The sequence below is a fragment of the Nonomuraea solani genome (genome assembly GCF_900108335.1).
Taxonomy (GTDB): domain Bacteria; phylum Actinomycetota; class Actinomycetes; order Streptosporangiales; family Streptosporangiaceae; genus Nonomuraea; species Nonomuraea solani.
The window spans coordinates 587,012-601,867 of record NZ_FNVT01000003.1; the positions used below are offsets into that span (position 1 = coordinate 587,012).

Annotated in this window: 13 protein-coding genes and 1 pseudogene; 5 read left to right on the top strand and 9 right to left on the bottom strand. The window is 69.1% G+C overall.

The features are described from left to right. Positions 1-278: 278 nt before the first annotated feature. The 4 genes from C4V41_RS13785 to C4V41_RS13800 form a co-directional block, all read right to left on the bottom strand. Positions 279-770: a hypothetical protein gene (locus C4V41_RS13785; protein ID WP_103956204.1), complete on the bottom strand. Its 492-nt coding sequence runs from the start codon at positions 768-770 to the stop codon at positions 279-281. After that, positions 767-1,246 carry a hypothetical protein gene (locus tag C4V41_RS13790; RefSeq protein ID WP_103956205.1) on the bottom strand — a complete coding sequence of 160 codons (480 nt, stop codon included), beginning with the start codon at positions 1,244-1,246 and terminating at the stop codon, positions 767-769. The genes C4V41_RS13785 and C4V41_RS13790 overlap by 4 nt, the downstream gene beginning before the upstream one ends. 104 nt (positions 1,247-1,350) lie before the next feature. Continuing rightward, a complete protein-coding gene (locus tag C4V41_RS13795) occupies positions 1,351-2,694 on the bottom strand; it encodes a DUF4331 domain-containing protein (RefSeq protein ID WP_160150271.1) in 1,344 nt (447 codons plus the stop codon). Between the two features lie 133 nt (positions 2,695-2,827). Further along, a complete protein-coding gene (locus tag C4V41_RS13800) occupies positions 2,828-3,460 on the bottom strand; it encodes a hypothetical protein (protein ID WP_103956207.1) in 633 nt (210 codons plus the stop codon). 237 nt (positions 3,461-3,697) lie between these two features. Between C4V41_RS13800 and C4V41_RS13805 the strand changes: the two genes are divergently transcribed. The 3 genes and pseudogenes from C4V41_RS13805 to C4V41_RS13815 all read left to right on the top strand — a co-directional run bounded on the left by C4V41_RS13805 (position 3,698) and on the right by C4V41_RS13815 (position 8,675). Continuing rightward, on the top strand, positions 3,698-4,909 hold the full coding sequence (locus C4V41_RS13805) for a tetratricopeptide repeat protein (protein WP_160150272.1): 1,212 nt from the start codon (positions 3,698-3,700) through the stop codon (positions 4,907-4,909). 852 nt (positions 4,910-5,761) lie between these two features. Further along, positions 5,762-6,438, top strand: a pseudogene (locus tag C4V41_RS66100) (ATP-binding cassette domain-containing protein). Continuing rightward, the gene (locus tag C4V41_RS13815) at positions 6,435-8,675 is read left to right on the top strand and encodes an alpha/beta fold hydrolase (protein WP_103956209.1); all 2,241 of its coding nucleotides are present in this window, start codon (positions 6,435-6,437) and stop codon (positions 8,673-8,675) included. The pseudogene C4V41_RS66100 and the gene C4V41_RS13815 overlap by 4 nt, the downstream one beginning before the upstream one ends. 605 nt (positions 8,676-9,280) lie before the next feature. On the opposite strand, the gene C4V41_RS13820 is transcribed toward C4V41_RS13815, so the two are convergent. The 5 genes from C4V41_RS13820 to C4V41_RS13840 all read right to left on the bottom strand — a co-directional run bounded on the left by C4V41_RS13820 (position 9,281) and on the right by C4V41_RS13840 (position 12,858). Then, on the bottom strand, positions 9,281-9,487 hold the full coding sequence (locus C4V41_RS13820; protein ID WP_103956210.1) for a hypothetical protein: 207 nt from the start codon (positions 9,485-9,487) through the stop codon (positions 9,281-9,283). A gap of 156 nt (positions 9,488-9,643) precedes the next feature. Beyond that, on the bottom strand, positions 9,644-10,942 hold the full coding sequence (locus C4V41_RS13825) for a tetratricopeptide repeat protein (protein WP_103956211.1): 1,299 nt from the start codon (positions 10,940-10,942) through the stop codon (positions 9,644-9,646). 230 nt (positions 10,943-11,172) lie between these two features. After that, positions 11,173-11,577, bottom strand: a complete 405-nt coding sequence (locus C4V41_RS13830; protein WP_103956212.1) for a carboxymuconolactone decarboxylase family protein — start codon at positions 11,575-11,577, stop codon at positions 11,173-11,175. After that, positions 11,574-11,966, bottom strand: coding sequence for a MerR family transcriptional regulator (locus C4V41_RS13835; RefSeq protein WP_103956213.1), 393 nt, complete (start codon positions 11,964-11,966; stop codon positions 11,574-11,576). Before C4V41_RS13835 ends, C4V41_RS13830 begins: the two co-directional genes overlap by 4 nt. A 250-nt stretch (positions 11,967-12,216) precedes the next feature. Continuing rightward, positions 12,217-12,858, bottom strand: a complete 642-nt coding sequence (locus C4V41_RS13840; RefSeq protein WP_160150273.1) for a TetR/AcrR family transcriptional regulator — start codon at positions 12,856-12,858, stop codon at positions 12,217-12,219. Positions 12,859-12,925: 67 nt separating this feature from the next. On the opposite strand from C4V41_RS13840, the gene C4V41_RS13845 reads away from it, so the two are divergent. Both C4V41_RS13845 and C4V41_RS13850 read left to right on the top strand, forming a co-directional pair. After that, complete coding sequence (locus C4V41_RS13845) at positions 12,926-13,282, top strand: hypothetical protein (RefSeq protein ID WP_103956215.1); 357 nt, start codon at positions 12,926-12,928, stop codon at positions 13,280-13,282. Between the two features lie 67 nt (positions 13,283-13,349). Continuing rightward, complete coding sequence (locus C4V41_RS13850) at positions 13,350-14,639, top strand: MFS transporter (protein WP_103956216.1); 1,290 nt, start codon at positions 13,350-13,352, stop codon at positions 14,637-14,639. Positions 14,640-14,856: the final 217 nt, after the last annotated feature.

Below are 14,856 nucleotides of genomic sequence, written 5' to 3' on the forward strand. Positions count from 1 at the left end.
CCCTAAGCAAGTACGCGCACTCCGCCGGTGACCCTGCACGGTCGCGCACCCGGGCGAGGATCCGGGATATCCGCCGACGGCACGCCCATCTACTGGAGGCGTGCCGTCGGCGCGGCTTGGCCGCGTCGCGGTCAGGTGGCCAGGCGGAGCTTGTCGATGATGGGCAGAATCTCTATCTCTGACCTTTGGCCCTTCTCAGGCGATCACCTCTAGGTGAGCAGGCCATTGCTCTGGGGACCCGCGGACAGCAACGATGAGGGCAGTGGGCCGCCACCGACTCAGCGGCTGTTCAGCGGGGTGACGTTGCAGGCAGCGCGTTCCAGCCGCTCGCGAAGACTCCGGTTCTCCTCTTCCAGCTCCGTGTTGCGCAGCGTGAGGACCTGGATGTGGTTCGCGTAGGTGTTCACCGTGTCGGTCAGCTCGCGGCTGTCGGCCGCCTTCTCCGACCGCAGCTCGCGGTCAGCCTTCTTCGACCGGCTGATTTCCGCGCGCAGTTCCTCGGCCTCAGGCCGGGCGACGGCCGGGGCCGCGAGGAGCTCCTTGGTGGCGGCGGCGACCGGGGAGCGGTAGTAGGAGGCGCGGGAGACGCCGGCCTCGGTGCAGATGTTGGTGACGGTGACGGTGCCGTCGGTGATCTCGGGCTGGCCGAGCATGAGCCGTTCGAAGCCGTTCATGATCTGCCGGTCGAGGTCCGTGAGCGAGCGTTCACGGGCCAGGCGCGCGAACGCGGCCTGAACGACTCGGTCGGTGTCGGTCGTGATGGCGGTCATGCGCAGGGTGCTCCGTCCTGGTGAAGCTCGGCGATGAGCTGGTCGAAATCGGTGACGTGATTGGTGAGCGCGATTTGCTGCAGCGGTGGCAACCCGGCCGAACCGTCGAGCGTGTCCCGGGCCTGGTTCCGGACCAGGCGGAGACGGGGAAGGTGAACGGCGGTCCGCCGGGAGCTCGGGCAAACCGAGCACATGTTGATCATCGGCAGCGGCCGGCCACCGAGCGGCTTCGCGCGCTTGGCGCAGACGGCGACGGCAGACTGGAAGAAGCAGTCGTTGAGCACGCCGGGGTGCAGGACCTTGGTGAGGTGGCGCAGCATCGTGCGCAGCCGGGCCGGGCTGGCCACGATCCCGGGCAAGTCGCCGAGCTCACGCCGAATCCGGTCGAACTCGGCGTCGATGCGCTGGGCCAGCCGGGCTCGCGGTACTGCTCGGTGGCGGGCGAGGACCGTGGCGAGGGTCAGCTTGGTGATCATGCGTGGGCTGGGTCGTTTCCGCACCGGTGGTTGGGGAGCGGTGTGTCCTGATCGGCGTGCTCGATCAGGACGCGCCGCAGGTGACGGTGCCGCCCGGCCGTACCCTATGTCTGCATGAGAGGGAGAGCGACGTAGGGGAAGGTCGGTCCTGTCGGGGTGCCGGGTCCGGTGATGGGGCTCTCGCCGAGGTGTGGTGCGCCAGGGCCGGCGGGTTCTCCCATGAGCATGCGGACGGTGATGGCGCCGACGTCGTCGCCGAGCCGGCGGCCGTTGGGGAAGCCCTGCAGGTCTCCGTCCAGTACGCCGAATCGGTTCGGTCGCCCGGTGAGCGGTGTGGTCATGTTGAGCCGTAGTTGGTCGGAGGGCGCGAACGCTTGTGGGTCGGCGTCCCGGTTGAGCAGTTGAGAGTTCAGATCGGTGCGGATGGGCCCGTTCGCCTTGGTGGTCAGCCCGGTGAGGAAGATCTCCTCGAGGTCGGTACGGGGTTCGTCCGGTGCCTTCGTGCCGGAACTGGCCGCGATCGTGTGGGGCAGCCGAGGCTTGCGTACGGTGTCGATCAGCCCTTTTGCCCGTTGATCGTCTGCGGGTGTGATCGTGTTGTAGTGGGGCGCGAGTTCGGGGATGATCGCGTCACAGAAGTTGGGGTTGCCCATCCGGGAGACCTGCCGGTATCCCCCGCCGCTCGATCCGCGCAGGTCGAGTGTGGAGCGGCCGGCGGCCGTGGTGACTCCGATCACCGGGTTGCGCTGCGGGTCGCCGCCCCGTGCGAGGGTTGTCTTGGGCACCTGGATGGCGAGTGTCTCGATGTTCTCCTGCAGGCCCAGGTCGGTCTTGGGGGCGAGGGTGGCGAAGCCGAGCCGGAGCATGCCGGCGATCTTGAAGTCGAAGAAGAAGGGGTCGGTCGCCTGGCCGGCGTAGGTCTGCCCACCGCCGGGGAGTGTGGTGATCGCCCTTTTGCGGCGGGCCGCGAAGTCGCCGAACGGCCCGGTGGACACCGTGGGCGCGATCCCGTTGCTCACCAGGGTTCGTGCCGGCCGGCCGGGGCGGAGCTCCTGCAGCGTGTACGACTGGTCGGGCCCGAGACCGAGCGGACCTGTGTTCTTGAACGTCCAGCGGTAGGTGAGGCTGGACCGGCCGGTGCCGTCGGTGTCGATGTCGATGTCGTAGTAGGCGTCTGTCGCGAACTTGTACCTCGGCGAGGGTACGGGGCCCTGAAGCGGGAAGTAGTTCGCGATGAGCGTCACCGTGTCCGGCTTGTCGAGGCTGGTGAACGCGTACAGGTCGGTGGTGTCCATTTGCGGATCGGCGGCCAGCAGCACGGTATCGAGATGGCTCGACGCCTGGACCGTGCCGGGCCCGGAGCCGGCGATCGTCGCCAGCAGGATCGCCCCGGTTGCGCTTGCGGCCAGCTTCGGCGTCTTCGTCCGCCTTCTATGTGAGATTTCCATGCGGCACCTATCGGCTCGGATGACGAGAAGAGAGTTCATACCGGCTCAGTGCCGGCGCGTTCCCACGGCGGCGCAGCCGCCATGCTCTGGCGGCTGCGTTTGTGGCGTGGTCCATCTCCCGGACCGAGTGAGGTCACGCGCCTCCGGAAGGCGGCACGAACGTGAGATCCACAGTTAGGTCCCCGAAGGGATCCCCCGCGACGAGCCTGGTGCCGAAGAGCCGATTGAGGTCCGCGGCCCATCGTGCGGTCAGCTTCATCGGGAACTTGTCGATCTTGTAGCCGAAGAACCGTGGCCGGAGCGTTTCGGCCACCTGCGCGGAGTTGAAGGTGGCCAGCTTGTAGTTGTCATCCGCCGGTGTGCCGTTGATCTTCACGGCGGCGTTGGTTCCACCCTGGACGATGTTGAGCCAGAACGGGTCGACGTCGAATTGGGTGCCCTGCCCGGGGTTGTTGAGCGACCAGCCGCCCGGGTAGTAGATCTGGACCCCGGTATTGATGTTGTTGTGCTGCATGCCGACTTTCATCACCAGTGTCCGGCCGTCGGGGACGTTGACCGGGTTGATGCCGGTGAGCGTGGTGCCCGTCCGCTGGAGTTCGCTGTGGAGCTTCGCTCCGAACTGGAAGTGGGCGGTTCCCCAGGGGGCGATGTACATCCCCGGCCCCGGCTTCGGTGGCGGCGGATCGGCGGCGAGCGCGGCTGTGGGGGTGAGCGTCAGCGAGGTCAGTACGGCCGCCGCGATGATGGCGATGCGCTTGATGGACATCTGGGACTCCCTTGGTGGAACCGCCGCCGAACGGGGGCGGCGGCGGAGTGGGATCTGCGCCATGCCGGAGGGGTGAGCACCTCAGATCGTGGCGCGCCGACCTCGTTGACCACCCTGCAGCGTATAGTAATCATATGATTACTCTCTGTAAATAGTATGCGAGGTGCGGGGCCGGCAACGGGATGGCGAGGTGGGAGGCACATGAGAATGTGTAAGGCACTTGGCATTGTTCTGGCCGTGGCGACGTGCCTGGTCATGTTCGGGCTGTTCGGATCGCCTCGCCCCGGCGCGCCGGACCGGCAGGCCACTGCGACGGGGTTCATCGAGGCCGCACAGGACTACCTCCGCCGGCATCCTGACCACGCGCAGACCTTGGCGGAACTCGGCAACGCCTACCTGGAGCGCGCCCGCCAGAGCGGCGACGTCTCCTACCAGGTCAAGGCGGAGGGCGCCCTGCGCAAGGCCACGGCGATCGACCCCGCCAACGTGGACACGCTGGTCGGCCTCGGAGCCCTCGCCAACGCCCGGCACGATTTCCCGGCGGCCCGCGAACGGGCGGAGCAGGCGAGGGACATCGACCCGCGCCGCTGGGCCGCCTTCGGTGTCCTGACCGACGCGCTGGTCGAACTCGGGGAGTACGCGACCGCGCGGCAGGCGCTGCAGCAGATGCTCGACCTGCGGCCGGGCGTCGCGTCCTTCACCCGGGCCGCGCATCTGCTCTGGCTGACCGGAGACGTCGACCGGGCGCGCTCGGTCCTTCAGCGGGCGTCTTCCATGGCGGTCGCCCCGGGCGATGTCGCCTACTGCCAGTACCGTCTCGGCGAACTGGCCTACGAGACGGGCCGGCCATCCGAAGCCCACGAACTCTTCGACCAGGCCGCGCGCGCGGGCTTCGGGCCGGCCCTGGCCGGCCGGGCGAGGGCCAACGCGGCCATGGGGCGAACGGAACAGGCGCTGCACGACTACGCGGCGGCGGGCCCGCCCTACGCCGCCGAACTCGGCGATCTGTACGAGTCACTCGGCCGCCACTCCGAAGCCCAGGCCCAGTTCGTCATGTTCGCCGCCCTGCAGCGGCTACAGCCTGACGATCTGGCCCTGGGCCGTTTCGAGGCCGACCACGGCGACCCGGGGAAAGCCGTACGCCTTCTGCGAGCCGAGTGGAATCGACGAAAGAGCGTGGACGTCGCCGACGCCCTCGGCTGGGCGCTTCATCGGGCCGGTCACAGCGCCGAGGGCCTGTCATTCGTCCGGCGCGCCGACGCCCTGGGCGGACGCAGCGCACGCTTCGCGTACCACCGAGGAGAGATCACCCACGCACTCGGCGCAGACGCCGAGGCCCGACAACACCTGACACGCGCACTCGACATCAACCCGCACCTCACCGCGGCGCAAAAAGCCCTGAAGAACCTCGCGCGCGACGCCCTGCCACAAGCATCTCGGCGGCCCTGATGGAGGTCTGTGAGCGTCCGTAGACGAGCCGCGACATCGCCATCGCGGCCACAACCCGAAGCCCTGCGGGGGAGCGCGGAGCCGCTACGCCACTGGGGAACACTGAACGTCACCGTCAGACCCGATGGAAACGACAATTCAACAAACTCAATAAGCCAGTCCAACGCCCAGTACCGTGCCGCTGGCCGTGAGGTGCAAAGACGGGCCCTGACGCGGCGGGCCTCGGCCGGCGTCAGTCCCAGCCCAGGCATTGCTCCAGCCGCACAGTGACCGAGCTTTTGCCGGAATGAAAAAGGCCCAGGGCGGGCGCCCCCGGTTCATCCGGGAGCTGAGAGAGACTCAGCCGCCCGGGGCCGCATTCTCGTCTCGGCTGCATGAGCCGGCGGGCTCTGACCGGCCACGTCGACCCCCGCCGGCCCCTCGCGTATTTGAACGGCGACGTGCCCAATACGTCATCGATCACGAGATCGGGAGACGGTGGAGCGCGGTCAGAAGAAGCTGGTAGGCGGGGTGATCGGGGCCAGTTGACGGCGGCGCGGCCCGGCTCGGCCGGGGCAGGATCTTCCTCGGCGAGGGCGATGAGGGCCTTGCGGCTGATTCGCAGCGTATGCCGCCACAGCGATCGCAGCCGGCCGTGCGGGCCCGCTGGGCGCGGGTCGTATTCCCATCACGGACACCGCCTGCCCCACCGTTCCGGGGACGGCGGTGGGGCTGGCCCCACCTTCCGAGGTGGCGATTTCCCACCCGGGCGGTGGGCCGACGCCCATGGAGTCCGGCCTCCCAGAGCGGAAGCCTGGACAGGCTCGATCACAGCGAGCCGATCGAGCCCGGCCGAGCGAATGAGAGGAAGAGATGATCGATGTGAGGGGGCTGAGCATGCGATACGGCCGCACGCGCGCCGTGGACGACCTGACGTTCTCGGTGAAACCGCGGCTGGTGACCGGGTTCCTGGGGCCGAACGGCGCCGGCACGTCCACGACCATGCGGGTCGTGCTCGGGCTGGAGGTGCCCGCCGCGGGCCAGACGCTGGTGAACGGGCGCCCGCACGCCTCGATCCCCCGGCCGTCCTCGACGAGCCGTTTAACGGGCTGGACCCGGAAGACATCCGCTGGCTGCGCGGCCTGCTGCGTTCGCTGGCGGACGAAGGCCGTACCGCGCTGCTGTCCAGCCGTCTGATGAACGAGATGGCGGTTACCGCCGAACATCTCATCGTCATCGGGCGGGGTCGGCTGATCGCCGATACCGCCATGGATGCCCTGGCCGGGTACTTGCAGGGCGACGTGCTGGTCCGCACGCCGCACCCGGAGCAGTTCGCCGGCCTCATGCGCGCGCACGGAGCGACGGTGGTGTCCGAGGGCGACGGCGCCCTGTACGTCCGTGACCTGAACGCCGCCCGGATCGGGGAGCTGGCGCTGGCGGAGTTGTCTCCCCGTGGCGCGTCCCTGGAGGAGGCATCCATGCGACTCACCGAGCACAGCACCGAATACAGAACCGGCGGCGGAGCCGCTTCGAAGGAGGGCGTGCGATGATCGACGCGATCGCTTCGGAGTGGCTGAAGTTCCGTTCCCTGCGCTCCAACCTGTACCTGCTGGCCTGTTCGGTGGCAGCCGTGCTGGCCTGCGCCGGGTTCGCGTTCCTGATCGGCCGCGGGTTCGACGACCAGACGGCGGACGAGAAGATGGCCTTCACCGGCAACGGGGACGGCGTCGGCAACGGGATCGCGGTCGCCTACCTGGTGTTCGCCCTGCTCGGCGCCCTGACGATCACCTCCGAATACGGCACCCGGATGATCCAGGCCAGCCTGACGGCCGTGCCGCGCCGGCAGGTGCTGCTGCTGGCCAAGGTGCCGGGCCTGGCCGCGGTCACGCTGGTGGCGGGTCAGGTGCTGGCGTTCACCATGCACGCCGCCTCCATGGCGACGCTCGGCGACCGGGCCGATCAGTTGCTCCGCGACGGGACGACGCTGGGCACCTCGCTGTCGGAGCCGGGCGTGCTCGCCTCGGTGATCGCCGCCGGGCTGTCGATGGCCGCGGTCGCGCTGATCGGGCTCGGCGTCGGGGCCGCCATCCGCTCCACCGCCGGCGCGCTGGTCGTGCTGACCGTGATCATCGTGGTGCTGCCGACGGCGGCCAAGGCCCTGCCCATGCCGCTGCGCGCGCAGGCCGCCTCGTACATGATCGAGAACCTGCCGCTCCAGATCGCGGGAGTCGGAGGCGGCATTCTGCCGCCCGCCGCGGCGGCGGGACTGCTGGTCGGGTACGTGCTCGCCGCGCTGACGGCGGGCGCGACCGTGATCGCGTTGACCGGCCGCCGGATCAAGGTGCTGGCGATCGGCACGGTCGCGGCCGTCCTGGTCTCGGCGCTGCCCGCCACCGCGGCGAGTTCGCCGGCCCCCGCCTCGACGCTGGCCTGGGCCGACTGCACGGACAAGACCCTGTTCAAGGAGATGCGCTGCGCCTCGGTCGAGGTACCGGTGAACTGGGACAAGCCGGCCGGGCGGAAGATCGACCTGACCGTCGGGCTGCTGCCGGTCATCGGCGCGCAACGCCGGATGGGCACCGTGTTCGCCATCCCCGGCGGGCCGGGCGGCTCGGGCGTGGAGGATCTGAGCAAGGCCGCAGCAAGTTTCGCCGAGCTACGCGAACGATTCGACGTGGTCAGCGTCGAACCCCGCAACACCACCGACAAGGGCCTGCTGCCCACCGAGTGCCTTCTCTCCGGCCCGTGGATCACCCTGCCCGACACCCGCGCCGAATACGCCGAGCAGGGCAGGCGCAACCGGGCAGCGGCCGAGCGATGCCGCGCCACCGACCCCGAGGCCTTCGACAACATGGATTCGACCTCCGTGGCGCGGGACATGGAGGCGATCCGCGTGGCGCTGGGCGAGGAGAAGCTGAGCTTCATCGCCAACTCCTACGGCGGCATACCCGGGGTCGTCTACTCCCGGCTGTTCCCCGGCCGGGTGCGCGCGATGGTGTTCGACGGCCCGGTCAACCTGTTCATGAACCGCGCGCGAAGCTGGCTCGTCAACGAGGAGTCCTTCGCCCGCTTCACCGCCTGGTGCGCGCAGGCCACCACCTGCGCCCTGCACGGCCAGGACGTTGGCAAGGTCTGGCGGGCGCTGGTGGCACGGGCCGACCGCGTCCCGGTGCCGGTCAGGGGAGAATCGCCGCAGGCCGCCTACAGCGGCTTCGACCTCAAGTTCGCCGCCTTCCCCAGCTTCAGGCAACCGGGCGCCGAGCCTGAGTACCCCCGATGGACGGAAGTCGCCGAGGCGATCAAACGGGCCGCCGGTGGTGACGCCTCCAGGTTCGCCGACTACGTCCGGCAGACCACGAAAAGCCCGAAGGCCACGGCGGGGGTCGGGATCAACATGACCCACTGCGCCGACGGCCACGGATATTCCAGCTACGAGGAGTACCGGAAGAAGCGCCGCGAAGGCGAGCGCCTGCTGCCGAATCTCGCCGGATCCGAAGTCTGGCACCCGCTCGCCTGTGCCGGCTGGCCGACCCCCGTCAAGAACGAGCCCGCGCCGCTGCCTGCCCAGGGACTGCCGCCTTACCTGGGCGTCGGCTCCTGGACGGACTCCGATCGTGCCGCGGAGATCGTCGGGCGGGTGCCCGGCTCGGCCGCGATCCAGTACCAGTGGCACGGCCACGGCCTCTACAACGCCGGCGTCTCCTGCATCATCTCCCACGTCAACCGCTACCTGACCAGCCTGCGCCTGCCCGCGCCGGGCAGCGTGTGCCGCGGACCAGAAAGCTGACGGTACTGAAGGTTCCAGATCCGCGAAAAGACTCACCGCACCATTGACCCGGAGAACGCCGGGCTACCGAGTGCCGGCGCGGTGCCGTATCTCCTGCGCGGAGGCTTGGCGGTTGATCGTCAAGTGGCGTGGGCGGGCATGTGGCCAGCTCGGCCGCACCTTCGCCTGAGGCAGAGATTCCTTGCGAGCGGCGGGCGTTCCGACAACCACCGATACTGTGTCACCGGACACCTCGGCGGCGGCGTTCCCCGTCCACCATGACCGTGCTGTTCTTGGCCTTGACCTTGAGCAATATCCGGGTGGGCGTGCAGAACAGAATTACCTCGATCGTTCCCACATGGACACGACAGCGGGCTCGGTCGGCCCCGCGAAGCCTTCCTCGGTGGTGATCGTGGTGCCGGACTCTTTGAGCGGCTTGGAGAATGACCAGCCGAAGTCGTCGGTTCGTCCGGTAAGCCGTCCTTATGCCGGCCGCCCATGGGCGGCAACCGCAGCGCAGAGAACGTATTCCTGATGGTGAGGTAGGCCAGGCGAAGGAGCACGTTGGAGGGCGGCACACGTTCGCCGGTCTCCTGGCCTTCCAGTAGGAGCGAACCGGGTCACCATCACATCGTTGAGTACGGCCTTGCGTCATGATGGCTGTTGACCTGCGTCGAGGCGTATGACGAGCCAGAGCCGCCCGCAGCGGGGAAATCCGCCCAGGCCCCCAGACCGCTGCCGAACGCGCCGCCGACGAAAGGGGAGATTGCCCGGACCGTCTGCTCGCCGATGCAGAGCGCGCTGACCAGGGCGGCCCGGGTGTTGAGGATCATCCGGGGTGTGTCTCACAGGGTAAGCCGGGCGCCGTCCCAGTGGGTGGCGTGCGGTTCCATCGGATTATGGTGCTCACGCTGGAGCCGGTACGTCCGTTCCAGGCGGGTGTGAACCGCCCAGATGACGACAACCGTCACGGTCGTCTCGGCGCGAGTTCACCCGCGGGTGATGGTCAGGTGCATGCGCTGGTAGTCGAAGGTGATGGCATACGGCTTGAAGAACTCGTGGGTGAAGTTGGCGATCAGGTCGAAGCCGAACATCGCCGACTGGCCCGGCCCGGGGAAGCCGGGGAAGACATTGTCGGCCGCGTGGCCCGGAAGGTTGCGGCCGACCGCGCGGCCCAGGCTGATGCGCTCGGCCGTGATCGGGTAGAGCTTGATGCCGCCGGGCTGCGGTATCGGGTGGTCGCGGTCCACGGTGATGCCGCCCGCCTGCTCGGCGATCTGCACCGTGGTGTCGAGGGCGACGCCGATGCCGCCGGTGTCGACGGTGACCATGCGCGGGCCGTAATCGCCGAGGCTGCCCACCGTGCAAGGGTAGTGATCGCCAGCCAGCCAGAGCGGCAGCCGGTCGACAAAGTGCGCTCGTGGTGCGGCCTCCGTCCTGGGCCTCAAGGTCAGGGCCTTGCGGGCGTAGTCCATCGTGGTCAGGAAGTGGTAGAAGATCGTCGTTCCGAAGGCGCCCGCCGCTGACGTGCCGTCTGGCAGAGGCGGACGCCGTGCGTTGCTCCACTGGACCGGCAGGTTGCGGACCTCGACGTTGCCGACCTTGAACGAGTCGAGAATGCCCAGCGAGATGGTGATCGGCTGGTTGTTGGCCACCCCACCGGACATGGTGGTCACCGCGCGCAGGCCGGCCTCCTGCGCCATCTCCTCCGACAGGTCGAGCGTGGCGTAGGTGTCGAGCCAGAAGGTACCGCGCCGGCCGTTCACCGTGGCCTCGACGGCGGGTACGGGGTCGAGGGTGACGAAGGGGATGTGCGCGCTTTTCGCCCCGCGCAGCTGCCACGGGGTGCCGCTGATGTGGGAGTAGAGCTCGGTCAGCGCCTTCTCGCGCGGCCGGTCAACCTTCCTCAGCAACGGCACCGCCTTGGACAGCCGGTCCTGCCGGACGAAGCACTCGGCCAGCCGCTGAGCCGAGGCGACGTCGCCGGGCTCCAGGTCGAGGGCCTTGGACAGCCGCTTCTCCGCCTCCTCGAAGCGGTTGGACAGTAGCGCGAGGTATCCGAGTTGCGCCAAGGCTCTTGCGTCACGCGGCTGCGCGCGCAGCCTGCTCCGGTAGCCGCGTTCGGCGGCGGCGAATCTGCCGGCCTTGAACAGGGCGTCGGCGTCCCCGTCCGCTTCGGCGGCGGCCGGCAGGGCCGGCGCCGCCGGCGAAAGCACCGCTCCCGCCGCCACGGCCAAGCCCGTCCGCCGCAGGAACGCGCGCCGATTGGGGAAGTGCAGGTCAGTCATGCAAAGACTCCTCGGTCCGCTCCGCCGACCGAACACGGCGGGCGAGGATAGCCAACACACAAGCGCGTTTCCTCCGCGTTTCCACCGCCGTGCCGCTCCTCACGTCCGAGCTGAGCGGCGACCGCGTCCAGGACCTCGTTCGGCACCTCCAACGGTCGGGTCGGTCAGGAAACACCCGAGATAACGCACGGTTGTGCCGGCCGATGCCTGGCGTGTCGTGAGGCGGGTGGTCAGCTGGTGGTGTTGGTGACGGGAAGGAGGCCGCGTGCGGCGAAGACCTTCTTGGCGACGAAGGTGGCGTTCAGCGAGCGGGGCATGCCGCAGTACACGGCCGCGTGCAGTAGTGCCTCGGTGATCTGGGTCGGGGTGAGGCCGACGTTGAGTGCTGCGTTGATGTGCACTTCCAGCTGGGGTTCGCAGCCGCCGAGGGCGGTGAGCATGCCGAGGGTGACCAGTTGCCGGTCGCGGGGTGCCAGTTGCGGGCGGGCGTACATCTCGCCGAAGGCCCAGGAGACGACCTGGTGGCCGAGTTCGGGGGAGATGTCGGCCAGAGAGTCGATGACCTTCTGTCCGGCTTCGCCGTCGATCTGCTGGAGCATCGCCAGGCCGTGTTCGTACTGCTTGTCGCGGTTCATATCTCTCCCATGAGCTTCACGTAGTGGTCGATCTTGTCGTCCAGCGCGTCGCCGTTGGCCTGCAGGTGACGGATGCGCTCGTCCAAGCGGGCGCGATGTTCGCGGAGCAGGACAAGCCGGTCGGCGATGGTGGTGCCGCCCGTACGGCGCAGCGCTGCGAAGTGCTGCATGTCGGCGATGGACATGCCCGTGTCACGCAGCCTGAGCAGGAAGGCGATCCAGTTCAGATCGGCGAGGGCATAGTGGCGCCGGCCGCCTGCGGATCGGCTGATGGGGCTGATGAGGCCAGCCTTCTCGTAGTACCGCAGGGTGTCAGGGGACAGCCCTGTCCGCTCCGCCACCTGCGTGATGGTGAGCGTTTCCACAGGTTGTGGCGCCGCGCTGGTCATAGAGGAACGGTAGAAGTTGGAGCGCGCTCCAACGCAAGCCAAGCGCACGTGACGTACACCACGCCGGAGCGGGCGTCACGCGATGGCTCCGAGGCCAGATCGGCCAACCGTTGCCGGGCCGCACCCTGCGCCTGGCCGTACCCGTCGAGAAGCCGCCGTACAAGGACGACAGCCTGATCTACGGCGTGACCGAGCTGCCCGTCATCTGGTGGTCACGCCGCTGACGTCGCATGACCGCGCCGGTGCGGGGTCAGCGCGCGGTAGCGCGGATCGCGCTGATCACCATGTCGAGCTCGGCGTCGAAGATCTCGTCAGGCGTCACCGCCCGCAGGCTCGGGAGCAGGGCCTTCAGTCGCTCCGCGTCCCGGCTGGCCTCCGCGGCGACGAACAGCTCGGCGTTGCGCCGTGGCGTGGTCGGGTCGCCCTGCAGCTCGCGCTGCACTCGCCCGAACACCAGGTCCACGAAGATCAGGAAGTATCGTGCCGCGGCCACGTCGTCGAGGTCGGCCGCCGCGAAGATGTCGGCGATCGTGTCGGCGATCCGCACCCCGCCCGGCCCGGCGTTCGCGCGGCTCATCACGCGGTCGACGAGTCCAGGGTACTGGCGCAGCACGTCACGCATGCTGTGCGCGAGCCGCCGGAGTCGCTCCTCCCACGGGCCGCTCAGCGCCTCGTCCGGGATCACCTGGCGCATGGCGACCTCGTTGGCGACCAGGTCCAGCAGCGCCTCCTTGTCTGCCACGTGCCGGTACAGCCCCATCCGGGACGCTCCCACCTCGGCGGCGAGGCGGCGGATGGTGAGCGCCTCGACGCCTTCCTTGCGTGCGAGCTCGATCGCGGCGTCGATGATCTGCGCCCTCTCCAAGCTGCCCCACGGCCGGCGATCTGTCACGGCACGCATCCTACTTGCGGACATTGTCCGCAAGATGTTTAAGTAAGTCACCTAATCGGAGGTGCGCATGGAGAACTGGGACCAGTGGCCACTGCTCGAGGTGAGCGATGGGGATCCGGCATCGGTCACCTCGGCGCTACGGTCGGCCACGGAGCGACAGACACCCTTCGCCGCCGTGGTGGCGCTGACAACCTCGGAACCCGCCTCGCGCGGGCAGGAAGCGCGGGCCCGGGTGCGGATGCTGATGCAGATCCGGCCGGGCCTGCGCCGATGGTGTCGCGGCCTGGCCTTCGTGCTCGAGGGCGACCTGCCCGAAAAATCCTTGCGATCGGCCGACAAGTTGTGGGGCTGCCCCACGTACACGACTCGCGACCTGGCACAGGCCAGGGACTGGGCACGCCGCGCACTGGCCGAGGACGCCTGATAGGGCCCCGGCTGGACTCTTCCCGCCGCTCCTCCCATTCCGCTGCACATCCACGAAAGGCCTGTATATGGCAACGAGAACCACCGTCGCCGCAGTGCTGGTGGCCGCGTTCGCGGCGAGCACCGCGCAGACGATCGTGATCGCGGCGCTGCCCGCGTTCACCCGCGAGTTCGGCGTGTCCGCCACCGCGGCACCGTGGGCACTGACCGCCTACATGCTCGCCGGCGCGATCGCGACGCCGATTGCCGGGCGGCTTGGTGACCTGTTCGGCTACCGGCGGATCGCTCTGGCCTGCCTCGGGTTCTTCGTCACGGGCCTGCTGCTGTGCGCACTGTCCGACTCCTTCCCCCTGCTGCTCGCCGGGCGGGCCCTCGCCGGGGTCTCCGGCGGCCTGTTCCCGCTCGCGTTCGGGCTCGTGCGCCGCGCGGTCTCGCCAGCCAGGCTGGCGGGTGTCATAGCGCTGCTGTCGGCCATGTTCGGCATCGGCGGCGCGGCCGGCATGCTCGCCGCGGCCCCCCTGATGAACGCGTTCGGCACGGGCTGGCTGTTCTGGCCGCTGCTCGCACTGGGGATCGTGGCGCTCGTGCTGGTGACGCTGCTGCCAGCCGACGAGCCCACCGGCGGCGGCCGCGTCGACCTCCTGGGCGCGGTGCTGCTCGGCTGCGCCCTAGCGGGACTGCTGCTGGGAATCAGCCAGGCGAGGTCCTGGGGGGCGGGCCCGGCCATCGGCGTGTTCGTGGTGACGGCCGGGCTCTTCGCCGGCTTCGCCGTCGTCGAGTTGCGCGTACGGCAGCCGCTGGTCGACCTCCGGCTGCTCGGCCGCCGCACGATGATGGTGACGAACCTCACCACCGTGGCGATCGGTGCGGCCATGTTCGGCGTCGTCACACTGATCCCGCACCTGGTCGCCGAGGACCGCATCGCGGTGGCGCTGCTGCCCATGGTCGCGACGATGCTGGTCGCCACCCCACTCTCACCGCGGCTCGGCGGCCGGCTCTCGGTCCGCACGGGCGCCGCGCTGGGCATCGTCTCCTGCGTGGCGCTGGTGTTCGCGCATGACGAGCTGTGGCAGATCTGCGTCATCGGCCTGTTCCTCGGCGCCGGCTACGGGCTGGCGTTCGCGGCGTTCGGCACCCTCGTGGTGGACTCGGTCGACGTACACCAGACGGGGATGGCGACCGGCGTCAACACGATCATCAGGACGGCGGGTGGCGCGATCGGCGCACAACTCGCCGCCGTGCTCATGGCCGGCGGGAGCTACGACTCCGCCTTCACCACGTTCGCGCTGATCGCGATGCTGGCTCTGGCGCTCACCGCCGCCCTGCCCCAACGCGCGCCCCAACCATCAGCCGCATAACACTCGATCGCCACCGCTCCATCCTTCGACGGCTTCCTCGCCCAAGTCTTCACACGACGACCACCGCGCGTAGACGGACCCCGCCCCATCACGGTATCCGCAGCTTACGATCAGAAGAAGCGGCGACGGCTGCCCAGGCAGGCTGCGACGTCGCCGAACGCGTCGCTGATCGCCTTCAGCCACGGTCTCGCGCTGCTCTTCGGCCGGCCCCGGGCCC